Origin of the sequence: Paenibacillus lutimineralis (assembly GCF_003991425.1) — a bacterium.
GTDB lineage: Bacteria > Bacillota > Bacilli > Paenibacillales > Paenibacillaceae > Fontibacillus > Fontibacillus lutimineralis.
Map to the genome: position 1 here is coordinate 3,349,697 of NZ_CP034346.1, position 15,739 is coordinate 3,365,435.

Consider the following 15,739-nt stretch of genomic DNA (forward strand, 5'->3'; position numbering starts at 1 on the left):
TCCAATATTTTTATTTCATTAGTCCAATTAAGGAAGGTGGTCCGCGAATTCGAATGAAACAAGACTCTATTCTGGGAAATCGTTATAATTTATCGAACAGCGTCTTCATCAATTATTGTCCTCCTTCTCCATAACTAATAAGTTGTATTTTATCACAAAATAGATAGTGATTCAGTCTTACGTCTGGATAAGCCTTTCACTAAAAACAGAAAGAATTAAACTGCCCGTTAGTTTAACAAAATAGCATCTCTTCAACTTGCCTGCTGCCAATGAGATCATATCGGGAATGTAACAAAGTTCTTGTCATCGTTTTTGACAAGAACTTGATATCATAAAAAATAAAAAGCCGCATGATTAGCGGCTTCTAATGTTATTATGTTTTTGTCACCCGACATCTTGTCCTTCGACATTGCCGTTTGACTAAAGACACAAATGCTTTATTGTAATAGCATTAGGTCTCCCTCGTTTAAGTTTCTTTTTTGATGAAATCACCTTTACCTATCAATATCGCTTAGATTTGATGCTGTGATGATCTCCCTTTGGACTCTCATTTGCTTTTCGCTCGGGCGGTTAATTCGCGTCGACTTCAATCGATCCGACGTTGGTGGATGCGTTCAGGCGAGGCCCTTTCGAGCCGATCGCGCCCGTTTTTTTGTTTGACGCATTCGCGTCAAACTGAATATCGTCTAAATCGGCCCTGACGTTGCCGATTTCGCTTTTCAAACTGATTTCGGCGTTCCTGGGCGACTCTCTCAAATGAATAGCGATTTCCCCGACATCTGTCTTTGCCGTCAAATCTTTCTCGAGCCTAATGCCATCCACGAAGATTGCACCTGATTTCGCCTCCAGGTTCATAGTTCCCAAAACTCGGCTCATTCGAATTTCTCCCGCGTCCAAATCGATTTTCACACCGTTCGCATTCAGATCGGCCGCCTCGATGCGTCCGAAATTGTTTTTGATCGTCACTTGCTCATATAATTTGTCCGGCAAGGAGATTAGCAGTTTTCTCTCTCCTCTTTGATCATCCGATAGATTAAATTTCTTTCCATTTTCTTCAACTTTAACATTCAAAACCTTCGCCTTCACGGAAGCGTCAAAAGTAAACTGGCTACTGATCGCTTTATCCGCGAGAAGCTCTACCTCGGCATTGTTGCCGGAGCTTCTCGTCACGACAATCGCCATCGCCTGCGCGCTAATATGTACGCTGTCAAATGCAGTTGCCTCGAACGTCTTTTGCTCCTTAGAGACAAGTTCTCCCGCACCTGAGCCTTCTCCAATGACGGATTTTTCCAGGCTACCCGTCAGTGACGTAACCGGATTCGCGCAGCCGGTCAACCCTACAACCGCTATGACAAGTGCCAATATACCTACCCATTTTTTATTCGTTTTCATTTTATCTCCACCTGTTCCGTAACTTATTCTTTCTATAGTTTACCTATCGTTCGTATTCGCTAATACAGTCCAGCGGCTGATCTTCGACCTGGACCAAAGTCAAGGAACTGTTGTTTCGATAAGGGTATGGGCCTAATTTCATTCTAACAGACCGAACTTTTCGTACACTTTCAGAGTAACGACGCCATTCGGGATAAGACCGTTCTGACGTTGAAATTTTTTAAGCGCTATTGTCGTGGAAGATCTGAACCTTCCATCACATTGACCGTGAAAATATCCTGCGTTTTGCAATCTGTTTTGAACGAGCTGAACGTCAGCACCGACGTCCCCTTCACTTATCAATCTCGGTTCTTGATTTGCTTCGCCAAGCACATGGCCGAATATGGTTACTTTCGTTCCGACAGGAATCAATTCGTATAATTTCTCGACATCCCGATTTCTCATTCGAATACAGCCATGGCTGGCATGTTGGCCGATGGAGTAAGGCTTGTTGGTGCCGTGGATTCCATATGTCCCCCAAGGCACGTTCAAGCCAATCCAACGGGAACCAAATGACGGGCCCCAATTTTTTCCTTTATAAGTAACAATATATTCTCCGACGGGAGTTGGCGTGGAAGGATTGCCGACTGCTACCGGGAAGGTTTTGTAAGGAATTTGGTCTAAATAAACGACAAGCTGATGTCGTTGCGGGTATACTTCAATCGTAATAGGACCGTTATCTTTGACGATCGGAAGCGACGGATTCGCATGGATATGTATCGGCATGAATGTTTGGATGAAAAATAAAATGACCAGCATGCTCAAAACTTGAGATCGGTATTTAATCATTGCCATTCTCCTATGTAATTTTTCCGTTAGCTTGACCAGAAGTCTGGAATTCATGTAAACATTTAGATTAACAAATAGGTTTTGAAAAGTCCTCAGTAACATGTATTTGCCTACATAAAATAAAAAAAGCCTGTTTTATCAGGCATAATATGTCCATAATTAATTTGTCTATAGATTTCAATTATTGTTCAGCAACTGCCGCTTCCGTACCGCCTACGAGAATGAAGCCTCTTTCCATTGCCTCCACCTTGCTTATGATGGCGAAATATTGCAGCCGAAACAATATGACTTTCGTGTCGGCCTGCTGCCGCAGATAGCTGGATTGATTCAGATCATGGTACGGCACGATCCCCAATTGAAAGCGGCGCTGCAATGCATCATAATCGGCGGCTGTATCTTTCGCCTCCAATTGCGCAGTCTTATACTGCTTATAGGCATTATCTGCCTCGGCGTAAGTAGCGTTAATATGTTTGGTCAACTGCGCATTGGCCTGTTCTGTCTGCTTGGTCGCAAGCTGCACATTTGTACTCAGATAGCTTTTTCCATGGGAAGTGGATGTACTCGTGTTGCCATGCTCCCATGAAGCCTGTTTTAACTCATTCCACTTCCGCTTCATTTCGTATGATCTAGCCAATATTTCCTCGGTAGCTTTGCGGTTGGGTGACGTAACTTTATCCAGCGCAACATCCTCCAAAATAATATCCGGATCGTAGCGGATACCTAAATCGAAGCAGAGCTGGAACAAGGCCAGGCGATAGTTGGTACGCTGAATCTCCAATTCTCCCATCTGCTTGGATATTTCCAACTGCAGCCCCCGGCTATCGTCCGCCGTAGCTACCCCCTGCTCTTGCAGCGCCTGCAGACGGTGTTGCTCTTTATTCAACAGTTGCAGCGCTTCTTCATGCAGCTTCATCTGTTCTTGCAAGGATAGCAAGTGCACGTATTGGCCAGTCATCTGCAGCTTAATTCCTTCCTTGGCCTCTTCGAGATCAAGCTCCGTATTCCATCCATCCATCTCCAACTGTTTGACGGCGATTTCCAATTCATCCCGTTGGGATTTCATTAGATCGTTCATCCCGTTAATGATTTCTTTTACGCCACTCATCAAGCCATTTATAACGCTATTCGACTCTATGATCGGACCGAGCCAAAACAAATCCTCCGGAGCAGCGTCCGGTGGAATTTGATAATTCACATTCTCCAATATCTTCTCTGGTGTGTCCGGCAGCGTATAAGAATCTATCGTCTGATTTGTACTAATCCTGTTAGCCTGAGTCTTGAGATCAGATCGCTTGAACTCTAGAGCATGAAGCTTTATTTGCAGCAATGCCAAATTAAATGAATCATTTACGGCCCTCGACTGCACTTCAGACAGATTCAGGCGCGTGATCGCAGCTAACTGACGTGACGCCACAAAAGAAGCAGGTAAACTTTTACCCGTAGTTGCCTGCTCCCCTGGCGACATCACAGGTTGAGATGGAATGCTGTTTGTCGATGCTTTATCCTGAGCTGAACTACCATCCGTTACTACTTCGCCTTGCACCGCGTTGTTGCTGGATGATATTGTGCCCTGAATCGTGCCGCTGTCAGCCCACACCGTTGCAGTCGAACTTGCAAGCAGTACGAGCACTAATGACGCAATAACTGCATTTTTGTACATCAAACTGTCCTCCTCGACGTAACAAAGTTAATATATGAAAATAAGGCGAGGGACAGACGAATGATGACCACCCCCGCCCTGCAAACTTGTTTATACTGAAAAATTTTGCTGGCTGCTGTCTTCTTTCCTGAATAGCCGTTCCTGTTTACGCTGCAGCCGCTTCACCTTATAGCGCGCCGTGACCAGATACAAGGATGGAACGACGAACAAGGTCAGTATGGTAGAGAAAATAAGACCAAAAATAATCGTATTCGCCATCGGACGGAAAAGAATATCGCCGATGAGCGCGATCGGAATCATGCCTACAATTGCTGTCAATGAAGTGAGCAGAATAGGGCGGAAGCGTGCTGCGGTAGCATGAATGACCGCCTCCTCCAACTCGATCCCTTCATGCCGTGCGTCTTCAATGAACTCTATCAGTACAATTCCGTTGCGCACTACGATACCTGCCAAAGCAATAATCCCCATCACACTCATAAAGCCCATCGGTACTCCCGTAATAAAGATACCGATAATTCCTCCTGCCGCTGCCAAATAAACAGTAGTCATTATGATGATCGGAATTGAGATCGAGTAAAATTGCATCGTAATCAACATCAGAATGAGAAAAACAACGATGACAGCCAATCCGCCCAACTCTGTAAATATTTTATCCTGTTCTGATGTTTCACCGCCAATAGCCCAGCTGTAACCTTCCGGAAAAGAAATACCATTAAGCTTCCCGGTAATTTCCTCCATCACTTCTGTCGCTGTGCGCCCTTTCACATCGGCATCCACCGTAATCGTACGCGCCAAATTATAATGTTTAATTTGCTGAACCGAGAAGGCCGGCTTGAGCTCAGCCAGCTGTGACAACGGAATTTGCTGTCCTGCTGCGTTCGTCACATTGAGGTGATGGAAGAGCTCGTTCGGATCTTGAACTCCTTTTTCTACAAACAACCTGATACTTATAAGATTTTTCCCTGTATTGTATTGACTGGTTGTAATACCGTCACTTGCAAGCAGTAATGTACGTGTTAGATTCGCATACGACACCATATATTGATTCATAGCCTGCTTGTTGATATCTAACTCCAGTCCGTATTGTTCGATACCCATATCGTCTTTCACATTGTGGGTCCCGCTCGTGTTCACGATCATCCCTTTCACTTGCTGCGCCAGTTTCTGCAATTGTTCCATGTTCTCTCCCGCAATACGTATGGAAACCGGCTTGCCTACAGCGATACCCAACGAAGGTGTTTTGACCGTTATGGATGCTCCAGGATACTCTTTTTTAAATTTTTCATCCCATTCCCGAATTGTTGTGCCGAGATCAGTTCCTTCTTTTTTCAATCTCACCATTAAATGTCCTGTTGTCGGCGAGAAATGTCCGGTAGAATCCTCATCTATATCATAAAACAATTGCGGAGCATCGCCGCCAGCACTGTATGAAAATACATCTACTTCCTTCTGCTTTCCTACCCAAACAGCCACCTGGCTGACCATCCGATCCGTTTCTTGCAGCGAAGTTCCTGTCGGCGTTCTGACACTAATTGTAAACTCCGGACGTTCAGATTCCGGGAACAGCTCAACGGGAACGAACAACACTAAGAAATAGGCTGCTGTCCCGATCAATAAGCCGGACAAACCTATGATTAACGGACGTTTTATCACTCTACTCATCAATTTTCCGGAATATATACGCCCCAACGCTTCGATTTGATTACTTAATAAACCAGGCTTGGAACGGGTCGAGGTCGCTCGGTGTTGTCTACGGTTCTCATACCATTCTCGGAAAATCGGAATGATCGTCAATGACATCACCATTGATGCCAGCATCGTCAAGGAGATGACGATAGGAATTGGTTTAATAAATGCGCCGATGTCTCCCTTCAAAAATATCAATGGAGCAAAGGCAGAAATTGTCGCCAACGTGGCCGTCAATATGGAAATCGCAACTTCCTTCGTCCCTTGAACCGCCGCCGTGCGCGGATCTTCCCCCAGATCTGTCAGCCGCCGTTCAATATTGTCATTGACGACGACTGCATCATCAACCAATATTCCGAGCACGATAATCAGCCCAATTACAGAAATTTCATTAAGCGTAACATTTAGAGCTGGCAAAAAAATTAAACCGATTGCTATCGAAATCGGAATAGCAAGGGCTACAAAGGAGGCTGTAAGCAAACTCATTCCGAGCATGCATATCACAATAACAGCCGCGATAGCGATAAGTGTTTCCTTCGTAAGGCTGGTAAATATTTCATCGACCCGATCTTTTTGTGCAAACAGGGTAATAAACTTGGCATGGGACGGAAGACTTTTCTTCAACTGTTCGAGCTTTTCATTGACGAGCTTGTTCATCGTCGGCACGTCGCTGCCCGTTTCAGCACCGATCCCGATCGTCACAACGGGTTTGCCATTATAATAGGGAAAATACTCCGACTTGGCGTGAGTGAACTCTATCATGGCGATATCCTTCAAATAGACAGGAGCCCCGGCTTGTGACCTCGTCACAAGCAGTTTGTTCAAAATGTCAAGATGATCGACATCCTCGACAATCAACTGATAGCTCCTCTTATTGAAGTTAATACCTCCCGTAGGAACCCGCTCTTTCTCTCCCTCTACCGCCATTAATACTTGTTCCCAGCTAATTTGATACTGCTGCAGTTTACTGCTATCGATGCTAACATGAATTTCTTGCTTCGGAATTCCTTTCAGATCTACCTTGGCTACGCCAGGAATCGCCCGCAGCTGATCTCTCCAATCCATTATCAGCTCATTGAGTTTGTATAGGTCTTCCTTGCTCTCGGCAGTGACGGCATATGAACCAATAAAGGAACTCGCCAGGTCGTCATTAACTACCGGTGTTTGTGCTCCTTCCGGCAATTCCCCTCTCACATCCTGCACGTTTTTGCGCAATTTGTCCCATACGTCTTTCGTATTCGCCTCATCTTTCGCTTTGATGACGATAGAAGAATAGCCTTCGGATGAAGTGGAAACAATCTCCTTAATTCCTTGAATTTCCTTCACTTTCTGCTCGACGATTTTTGTTACCGTCTGCTCTATTTTTTGGGCGGAAGCTCCAGGGTAGATCGTTGTAATCGTCGCATATTTGATAACGATATCAGGCATTTCCTGCTGAGGGAGTCCAGCAAAGCTGAAAGCCCCGACTATCATGGCCATGATAAAAAATAAAAGTGTAATTTTTCGTTTCTTAACCAAGTATTCGATCATTGGGCTGCTCCTTCAGCGGCTTGAATTTTATCGCCGTCAAACAGCATGTCGGCGCCTTGGGTAACAATTTGCTCGCCTACTTTCAGGCCGCCGCTTATTTCCAACTGATTGTTCACCATGTTCCCTCCTAATTGAACAATCGTTTTTACCGCTATCCCTTTTTCTAGCTTATAAACAAAAGGCTTATCGCCATCACTGATTACGGCCTCCACTGGAACCAGAATGACTTCCCGGCCAGATTGATGCAGTCCAACCTTGACTACTTGCCCAGGAGACCAGCCCAGCTTCACGTTATTTATGACAATTTCACCGTTAATCGTTCCAGTTGCCGCATTCGTAAGCGGATAAATTTTCTCGACGGTTCCTTTCGTTACCTGATCATACAGACTGATATCGACTACGGAGCCTTTCTCCCACTGCTTCGCCTCATTATCTGGCAAAGGAAGCAGCACCTTCAATTCATCCACTTTACCTAACGTATACACAGGCTGGCCTTCCGCAGCCAATTCTCCATTATTGAATGCCTTCGCCAATACGACCCCGTCAAATCGTGATATTAGTGTAGTCTTGGACAAGGCCAATTCAGCTTGCCGCTGCGCAGCAAGCGCAGCGTTATAGGCAGCAGACGCCTGCTTCTTGGCCGCAATGCTCACCAATTTGCCTGAATTCGCTTCATCCAACACTCCGGATGCCGCCTGAATCTGCTCTTTCGTTGCGCCTTCTTGCATTTCGGATACAGCAGATTCCGCATCTTCGACTGCATTCTGGGCGCTCGTCAGCGCTAATTGAGCATTCTCGTTATCACTTTGGGACACCAATCCTTGCTCATACAGACTTTGTGAGCGTTCAGCATCAATTTGAGCTTTCTCGTATGCGGCCTGGGCCAAAGTCAGCGCGTTCTTCATTCTCTCTCGCTGCTGCTTCCGTGCGCCTTTCTTTATTTCTAGCAAATTCGCTTCAGCACTTTTTACTTGCGCAGTAGACGCACGGATGGATGCTTCGGCGCTATCCAGCGCGGCCTTGGCCTGCTCAACACCCTGAATTGCCTCATCCAATTGAAGACGATATTGATAAGTATCCAGCTTGGCAAGCACATCCCCCTTCTTAACGACGTCCCCGATCTGAACATTGGACTCCACGATTCGTCCGGGAACCTCGAAGGCCGCAGACATCTCGCTCACAGGCGCCAATGTGCCTGACAGCGTATAATTCGTCGTCAGCGGCTGCTTGCTTATCGTGTCAACGCCTACCACTCTTCCTTGCGTGGCCTGTTCTTCTACGTTGCCCTGTGTCTTTGTATTCGAGCATGCTACAGCTGCCACACTACATAAAATTAATAGCATCGCTGCTATCCCCCGTCTACGCACGCCTCTACCCTCTCCTCTATACATTCTATTTATTTAACATCCAACTCAACTTTCGTGCCTCTAAATACCAAGTAAATGCTTAGTACTAAACCTCGCCCGAACTGTTTGCACCGAAAGTTGAATTATAGATGTGTTCATATTAGTCCTTAGGCCAGACCTAGAGTCAAGCGAAATGATCTATCCGATTGTCCAACTGATTCATATTGATAAATAGATCAACACAAGACCCTATTAAAATGGAATTATTCCTATTTAACCGAGCACAGCTAAACGTATGCAAGCAACAAAGAGAATCCCCCCATGTCCGTTAGCTAGGCGAACATGGGGGGATCCCTTTTATCCACGTTATTTATTCCCTTCCGAGCATAATAGGCGGAAAAACCGAGAAATAAAAAAACCTCCATCGCCACCGTTAGGAGCAAAGTGGCTTTGGAGGTTTTAACGTTTAATTGTAGCCCAGATAGGCAACGACGGTGAAATCACCCGGCGAGTCTAAGACAAGTCTATACTGTCCGTCGGGTTGATTCGAAGCCAAAGCAACCTTGAGACGTGCATATTGACCGGCCGCAATAGTACCCGTCGAATTACTCCCTACCAGCACATCTCCAGTCGGGGTAACCCGATACAGTTTAAAATTAACCCCGAGGCTAATCTGCCCGTAGTTTATGAAGTTGCCTTCGATATAAATATTGCCATGGGCTTGGACTGGCGCCCAAGTATCGTTCCCTGAACCCGGTCCGCTCGAGGCCGCCAAACTAGTGGAAGCAAAACTGAACAACAGGACAAGCAAGAAAGCGAAAGACACGATTTTTCTTTTCATACCATCTCAAGCTCCTTTTTTCATAGAGTGAACTCGACAAACACTTTCTTTGTACCAGGCGGATGGTCTTTACGTTCCAAATTCGCTTTCCATTTGAATGTCGTCGGTTGCCGAACACCTCCCAATATTAGAGTCATTGGGATATTCTGGCTGTTGTTATAAATATACATTACTTTTTCTGCCATAGTCTATAAAAATTTCCTTAATTTTATCTGAGTTTTTTATGAAAACTCTTTTCCAATTGGCTGTTGATCAATGAAATATTCAAACGTAACCAATAAAATAATTGTTTTTCATGTAATGTTCAAAGAAATCTACAACTTGTTTTCTTGACTCATAGGCATCTTTCCAAGGCTCTTTGGAGAAAGTACTGCAAATCAACAAATTATATTACTTTCTCCAGAAAAGAAACAATATTCTCCACACTCGACAAGTTATCCAGTGTTAGATCTTCATCATCAATGCTGATTTCAAACGTCTGCTCCAACTGAACGATAAGCGCGACAGCGGTGACCGAATCAAGTATGCCTCGCTGCCCAAGTAGGATTGTTTCCATGGACACCTGTTTGCTTCCTAATAGAGTTTGCACGATTTGAGCAACCTTGTGCTCCAATTCTCGGCGGTCCCCTTGTTCAATCATTTAATGACACTCCTTTTCCATTTCCAAATGAATCCAATCCGGCCCCGAATAAGTATAGGGAAACGTCAACGTATAGATCGATTCCTCTACCGCCTTCAAACGGCGTTTAAAACCTAACAGTCGCAGCAATAGTAGAGCAGGCCAATTCCGTTTCTGTGACCGATAACGACAGACTACTTCAGTCAACCATGGCCAATCCTGATGAATCCGGGACAAAACAGCTCCCAAAAAAGCAGTACCGATACCTCGCCCCTCCATACGGCAGGAAATACAAAAAAGCTCGATTTCTGCAGCCAAATCATGAACATGCACCATCGCCATCGCCACGATCCCATGATCTCCAAAACGGTCCTTCATCTGTCCGACATAGATGTACTTTCCTTCCGAATCTAAATAAGACTGGATGACAGACGTCGATGGAGCCTGAACAAGATTATTGAATTGGGTCGTACGCGACGCCAGTTCGAACATTCGCAATAAATCTCCGTTTCGTGCGTCTCGTACGGATAATCTCATATCGCATGAGTGCAGAAATTCCTCTCTCGTACCACTAAACCGCTGCTCAGCTGTGTTCCGTTCCCATCGCGACATCATTTGTTGACGGCGGTTGGAGCTTTCCTCCGAGATGGCAAACTGAAATTCGGGAAGTTCGGGAAGTTCCGCCGCGGCACCGGCTTCGTACACATAAACGTCAGGCAGGAAAGTACTTACTTCATACCTTTCATACGGATTGTCGTCAATAAATGCAAGCGAATCGGTGCTGATGTTCATCTCTTGGGCGATTTTTCGAACGCTGTCCGTTTTTGACCCCCAGCCGAATTGCGGGTATAGGAAAAAGTGATCGATTCCAAGCTCCGCCAGCTTTTGTGATGCCCGATACGGATCGTTTCGACTGGCAATACTCTGCAGAATCCCACGATGATCAAGCGTACGCAAGACCTCTCTGATGCCCGAACGCAACTTAACATCCCCGTCTTCAGACAATGTTCCCTGCCATAATGTATCATCAAGATCCCATATCAAGCATTTAATCATGTTCTTTCTCCCCCGCTATACCGCATTCGCTATATTCCATCGTCAAATGTGTCGGCATAAAGCCATATTTTTTATACAGGGTTCGCATCGGCAGATTATGAACATGGACATGTCCCACGATTCTTTGGACTCCTTTTTGTTTTGCGAATGAAATACCCGCTTCAAATAGCTTGTCTACGCCTGCAGTACCGCGAAAAGGCTCGCTAATGTAAAAACTCCTGAACTGCATATAAGTCTCCTGTGTAACGGAATTCACCCTGAATCCCATCCACATCCATCCCGCGGCGCAGCCGTCAATGTCCAACACCAGCATTCCAGACCGTTCGCGAATCATGGCTTTCTCCAGCTTGTGCAAGTGAAAAGACAAGTCCGTAATGGCTTCCTCGCCAAAAGAGATCTTGGAAATCTCCCGTTCCCATTTCGCTATCTCAGTCAAATCATGAGCTTCAATCTGCCGTATGATCACGCTTGTCATTCCTTTCTGGAGATACCCATTTTTTGGCCACCAACTCAAACGTATCATGACCGCAGCCCGTGCATCCTTCATTCTTAAGCTGCTCTATGGTCGCAAATTCCCCGTTAATTCCAACATACACATCTCTTGAGCACTGCTTGCAACGGTAAGTTCGAAGCGTTTGTTTCACCTCGCCTGTATACAAGGCGTCCGTAAATACCTCCGGATATTCCGGTTTTGACTGATCTGTTGTCCGCAGAATGAACATCTGGCTCCGGTTGGCGATCATTTCCGCGCCTTCATAGGCGTTGAATTGCGGGAAATTAGCACTGACCGTAAGCCCCATGCGAACAAATTCCCGTTGCATGGCAAGCATAAACGCAGGCGATTTATGGGCAAAAGACAGAAAAATCGGCAGCCCTCTCTCCCTCTTTAATGCCTGCATGCCGCGTGATACGAACAACCCCATTCCCTGAAGCGTATAGGGCGGATCTGTAAAGAAACAATCATACTGACCGTGCAGGTTTTCCGGCAGCGGCTCCCTCAAATCCATCCGATGGCACCGAATCGGCAGTCCTCGCTCCTTTGCAATCGTTTCAATGTACGTTAAGAATCTTTCGTCAATATCCAGAACATCCACATGCGTAACGGTGTGTCCGCCATCTGGAAACAAACGCTGCAGCAGCAGACCAATAGACACACTCACCAGGTCATCATCGCCGACACATAAAATTTTCTTTCCAATCAATGCATGCTGCTTCAAACAAAGGATAGCCCGGCGCAGGCTCGTTTCCGGCGTGCATTTGGACTGATCAATCTGAACGTCCACGGAAGGCCGCAGCGACAAGAGTTCCTCCAATATAGCCAGCGTATCTTTCAGACTCTCGATCCATTTTGTCTCATCAAGCAGCTCGTGATAAAGGGAATGATTCAAGCCTCGGTATCCCCATTCCTGTTCAATCGATGCGAGTCCGTCCGTTGTACAACGGACGCCGCGTTCCTGCACGAGCGCCCCTGCTTTAATCAATTCCCGTTTAATTGCCGCAGCCACAGGGGTTGGAAGCAGCGTTTTACGTGCCAACTCTTTCGTTGAAATCCCCGGGTTCAAGTAGCATTCGAGTAGTAGCTGCTCGATCACCTGCGTCCCTTCCTGCAGCCGGGTATTCTGACTTGCTTGTTCAATGTACGTCTTCACACAAACCCTCCTAAAAATTGTTATTTTACCATTATGAAAATACAAAAAGGGCAGGAATGAACATACGTCATCCCTGCCCTTTTTGAACACTGCCTAAATAAACACCGTAAAAAAACAAAAAACCGCGCTGAAAACAGCACGGATTGTAGGTGCATAACAATAGGCAGCACTAAGGCTTTGATTATTATCCGCTGTTCTTAACTAATTCCGAAGCCTTCAAAAATCCCATCACAAAAAAACCATGCTATATCAGCAATTGGTCCCAAGGACTGTTGAAAACTTCAAGTATGGAATTTGGTTAGTTAAGAACTACCGCCGACATCAACATCTCTCCTTAGTAAATATAACTTTATGTTACTATACACGATTACTAGAGTCAAATTGATCAGTGCGGGCTTTAACTTACATCGAAATTCGCACTTGACTTGACCTCCGCTAAAATGAATAAATTTTGTAATTATAACAACTCTATAATGATGGATTCCCATGGTCCACGTTCATTTCTATTCGCAATGACAAGATCGTTGCCACCTTGATTGAAGCATACATAATGTCCGCTGCTTGCCTGCAGAGAAATGAGATTATTCGCAAAATTATCAATCCTAAATAGTTCCCAGGGGCCGACCTGATGTCGATTAGCCACGATAAGGTCACCACCGCCATTTTCAGCGGTCAGAACATACTGATTATCAAATGTTTTGAAGTACACAATATCGCTCCAGAGGTCAGCAAAATGCAACCAGAATGTCTCCCATGGACCTACACTTCTTCGATTGGCCACAATCTCTCTTCCACCCCCTCCTTCTGCACTCATGTAATACAGTCCATCCACAGAACGCAATGAAACTTTAATAGCCATACATACCCCTCCCCTATTCACAACTTACAACTTTGAGATATAAAATAATTGATTTAACCCGACTTCAGTCGCATTGGGCAGAAGCGTGCACGGTCCCTCAGATTCTACCGTTACAAATTTATCGTTAGCTATAGATTTTAAGGCAGAGCGACCTTCACCATAATCCAAGAGTTGGAAGGTTTCCCATGAGCCGATATGATCACGATTCGCGATGAGCTCGCCCTCTCCCCCATGTTCTGCAGTGACATATTTATGATTGGCAAGAGACTGAAGAGCGATTCTGTCCCCATCCAAATGGATCAGCCTAAAATTCTCCCATGGACCAACATGATACCGGTTCGCACTTAATGGAAGGTTACCTCCGTTCTCTGCGGCAACCCACAACTGGTTGACAAGCGCCTGTAGGCCGAATACGTCATCTGATAATAGACTGTGATGCGATCCCTTGAAAGGATCCGGCAATTTGAAGGCAAGTCCGGGGTTTGACCTCACCTGGTTCCTGATTGACTCAACCGTTCCTCCATGATCAAAATAATTATAACTCCATGGTGTCTTGCTTATCGCATACTGGCCCAGTTCAATCGATTCGAGCAAATAGGCGGAAACCATTTGATAGAGAGGCGATCCCGGATCCGGGCTGCCCTCCAAGTAATTTTGAATCCATGAGTTTGAATAATGAAAAAAGCAAACAGGCAATCCATTAGTAAGGTACCTTCCATCCTGATATTCAAGGTTGCGCTCATGGATATTCCAAAAGGCCATATTATAACCGGGGTGCTGAAAAGAACACACATCAAAGAAACCGGGTGCAAGATCCAACCACTTTTGATTGGCAAAATGGATGTAATCCACAAAACCTAGATCATAACTTCGTTCCCCCCACCAATGAACAAACCGCTTGGCTTCACCCGAACGTCTTATGGCTGAGAAACCCGCGTTATATACACCGTAACGTGTAGTGGTGAAATTGAAATAATCACTGTTAATAAAATGAGGTGTAAGTACAATCGGTTTCTCATCCAGCGCTCGGATCAAGTCATCAAAGCGATTCATGACCTGGACGTCAGAATCCAGATGGATAAAGTATTTTTCTGAAGGAAAACGATTCAACAAGAAGGAGTAAAATAGGGTGACGACCGCGCAAATGGCTTCGAGGACATTATATTTAAGCATAAGCTGCGGAAAATGTGGAATGCCAAGATCCTTCGCTAAAACAATTTCATCAAACCACGGCACATTCACCGCATCCTGAATCATATCCTTCTCTACAAGACAAACCACAACTTTAGCGTCAGGCATATGCCGCTTGACTGAGCGAGCCATAACCTTTGCCCTGTGGAGATAGTTGGCTGCCGTTACTGTCGAGATAATCATCCTGCCACCTTCCTTTCTGACCAGAGCAATCAACCGGACTTCAATTGTTGTAAGGCATTTGAATACTGTGCCCACAATTGATAAATGGACGCATTATGAGAGAAAAGAGCTTCCATTGCATTCGTCAAGCTGGAGTAATAGTTATTAAAATTGAAGCAGCGGAGACTTTCTGATCCTACAGTATATCTCCATCTATTCAATATAAATCGCTCCTGTTCGTGAATGTTCCAGAATCCGACATTGTAGCCGGGATGTCTGAGAATGGCCGCCTGAAACAAGGATGGGATCAAATTCAAATATTTCTGATCGGGCTGATTTCCACCATAATCATCCTGACCACTAAACTCCCGAATCACCCGAATCCACCAGTTCAATAGGCGACCCAACTCTTGTGTCCTTGTTATGCCTATCATTCCCGCATGAAAAGTGCCTTCCTCCAACACCTGAACCTCCCGTGAGCAATTTGTACGGGGAAAAGGTGCTAGAAAGTGCGGGGTCAATACAATCGTAGATGAAGACAACATTGACCTTAATTCTAGTAAAGGACTGACTACCAGCATCCGAGCATCCAGATAGATGAATTCATTCTCTTCGCTATACACATCCGCCAAAAAACGAAATAAATACCCCTTAAGCGCCGATACATGCTGAAATCCCTGAAATTGGGACATATATGCATCAAAATCGGGTATCCCCAAATCTCTTGCCAATACAAAGTGATGGATCCATGGATATCTTGCAGATTCAGGTAGAGAATTCTCTGCCAGACATACAATGACTGAAGCGTCGGGATGATGCTCTTTTACTGATTTCGCTAAGAGCAGGGCTTCTGCGAATTCATTCCATGTCGCTATCGTTGTCACAAGCATGAGTGTCATTCCCTTCCTTGTAGTCTCTCT

The 15,739-nt window shown here is 45.3% G+C and carries 13 protein-coding genes; all 13 read right to left on the reverse strand.

From position 1 onward, the window contains the following. Nucleotides 1-570: 570 nt before the first annotated feature. Nucleotides 571-1,392 (reverse strand): DUF4097 family beta strand repeat-containing protein, encoded by an 822-nt coding sequence (locus EI981_RS14675; RefSeq protein WP_126999330.1) that lies wholly within the window; start codon nucleotides 1,390-1,392, stop codon nucleotides 571-573. A 138-nt stretch (nucleotides 1,393-1,530) separates the two neighbouring features. Then, a complete protein-coding gene (locus EI981_RS14680) occupies nucleotides 1,531-2,190 on the reverse strand; it encodes a L,D-transpeptidase family protein (protein ID WP_418789069.1) in 660 nt (219 codons plus the stop codon). A gap of 211 nt (nucleotides 2,191-2,401) precedes the next feature. Continuing rightward, on the reverse strand, nucleotides 2,402-3,880 hold the full coding sequence (locus EI981_RS14685) for a TolC family protein (RefSeq protein WP_126999335.1): 1,479 nt from the start codon (nucleotides 3,878-3,880) through the stop codon (nucleotides 2,402-2,404). A gap of 90 nt (nucleotides 3,881-3,970) precedes the next feature. Further along, a complete protein-coding gene (locus tag EI981_RS14690; protein WP_126999337.1) occupies nucleotides 3,971-7,096 on the reverse strand; it encodes an efflux RND transporter permease subunit in 3,126 nt (1,041 codons plus the stop codon). Next, entirely contained in the window at nucleotides 7,093-8,439 is a 1,347-nt protein-coding gene (locus EI981_RS14695; protein WP_162616183.1) for an efflux RND transporter periplasmic adaptor subunit, read from the reverse strand. The genes EI981_RS14690 and EI981_RS14695 overlap by 4 nt, the downstream gene beginning before the upstream one ends. 469 nt (nucleotides 8,440-8,908) lie before the next feature. Then, nucleotides 8,909-9,283, reverse strand: a complete 375-nt coding sequence (locus EI981_RS14700; RefSeq protein ID WP_126999341.1) for a hypothetical protein — start codon at nucleotides 9,281-9,283, stop codon at nucleotides 8,909-8,911. A gap of 385 nt (nucleotides 9,284-9,668) precedes the next feature. After that, on the reverse strand, nucleotides 9,669-9,923 hold the full coding sequence (locus EI981_RS14710) for an acyl carrier protein (RefSeq protein ID WP_126999343.1): 255 nt from the start codon (nucleotides 9,921-9,923) through the stop codon (nucleotides 9,669-9,671). Then, nucleotides 9,924-10,958 carry an HAD-IIIC family phosphatase gene (locus EI981_RS14715; protein WP_126999345.1) on the reverse strand — a complete coding sequence of 345 codons (1,035 nt, stop codon included), beginning with the start codon at nucleotides 10,956-10,958 and terminating at the stop codon, nucleotides 9,924-9,926. Beyond that, on the reverse strand, nucleotides 10,951-11,424 hold the full coding sequence (locus EI981_RS14720) for a GNAT family N-acetyltransferase (protein ID WP_193556492.1): 474 nt from the start codon (nucleotides 11,422-11,424) through the stop codon (nucleotides 10,951-10,953). Before EI981_RS14720 ends, EI981_RS14715 begins: the two co-directional genes overlap by 8 nt. After that, complete coding sequence (locus EI981_RS14725; protein WP_126999349.1) at nucleotides 11,405-12,607, reverse strand: bis-aminopropyl spermidine synthase family protein; 1,203 nt, start codon at nucleotides 12,605-12,607, stop codon at nucleotides 11,405-11,407. The genes EI981_RS14720 and EI981_RS14725 overlap by 20 nt, the downstream gene beginning before the upstream one ends. Before the next feature lie 457 nt (nucleotides 12,608-13,064). Beyond that, on the reverse strand, nucleotides 13,065-13,466 hold the full coding sequence (locus EI981_RS14730) for a fascin domain-containing protein (RefSeq protein WP_126999351.1): 402 nt from the start codon (nucleotides 13,464-13,466) through the stop codon (nucleotides 13,065-13,067). 24 nt (nucleotides 13,467-13,490) lie between these two features. Further along, nucleotides 13,491-14,840, reverse strand: a complete 1,350-nt coding sequence (locus EI981_RS14735) for a fascin domain-containing protein (protein ID WP_126999353.1) — start codon at nucleotides 14,838-14,840, stop codon at nucleotides 13,491-13,493. 29 nt (nucleotides 14,841-14,869) lie between these two features. Continuing rightward, nucleotides 14,870-15,718, reverse strand: a complete 849-nt coding sequence (locus EI981_RS14740; RefSeq protein WP_227011436.1) for a hypothetical protein — start codon at nucleotides 15,716-15,718, stop codon at nucleotides 14,870-14,872. Nucleotides 15,719-15,739 lie beyond the last annotated feature (21 nt).

Coding starts and splice junctions, on each gene's coding strand:
- EI981_RS14675 (WP_126999330.1), bottom strand. CDS start 1,392: ATGAAAACGAATAAAAAATGGGTAGGTATATTGGCACTTGTCATAGCG.
- EI981_RS14680 (WP_418789069.1), bottom strand. CDS start 2,190: ATGCTGGTCATTTTATTTTTCATCCAAACATTCATGCCGATACATATC.
- EI981_RS14685 (WP_126999335.1), bottom strand. CDS start 3,880: ATGTACAAAAATGCAGTTATTGCGTCATTAGTGCTCGTACTGCTTGCA.
- EI981_RS14690 (WP_126999337.1), bottom strand. CDS start 7,096: ATGATCGAATACTTGGTTAAGAAACGAAAAATTACACTTTTATTTTTT.
- EI981_RS14695 (WP_162616183.1), bottom strand. CDS start 8,439: ATGCTATTAATTTTATGTAGTGTGGCAGCTGTAGCATGCTCGAATACA.
- EI981_RS14700 (WP_126999341.1), bottom strand. CDS start 9,283: ATGAAAAGAAAAATCGTGTCTTTCGCTTTCTTGCTTGTCCTGTTGTTC.
- EI981_RS14710 (WP_126999343.1), bottom strand. CDS start 9,923: ATGATTGAACAAGGGGACCGCCGAGAATTGGAGCACAAGGTTGCTCAA.
- EI981_RS14715 (WP_126999345.1), bottom strand. CDS start 10,958: ATGATTAAATGCTTGATATGGGATCTTGATGATACATTATGGCAGGGA.
- EI981_RS14730 (WP_126999351.1), bottom strand. CDS start 13,466: ATGGCTATTAAAGTTTCATTGCGTTCTGTGGATGGACTGTATTACATG.
- EI981_RS14735 (WP_126999353.1), bottom strand. CDS start 14,840: ATGATTATCTCGACAGTAACGGCAGCCAACTATCTCCACAGGGCAAAG.
- EI981_RS14740 (WP_227011436.1), bottom strand. CDS start 15,718: ATGACACTCATGCTTGTGACAACGATAGCGACATGGAATGAATTCGCA.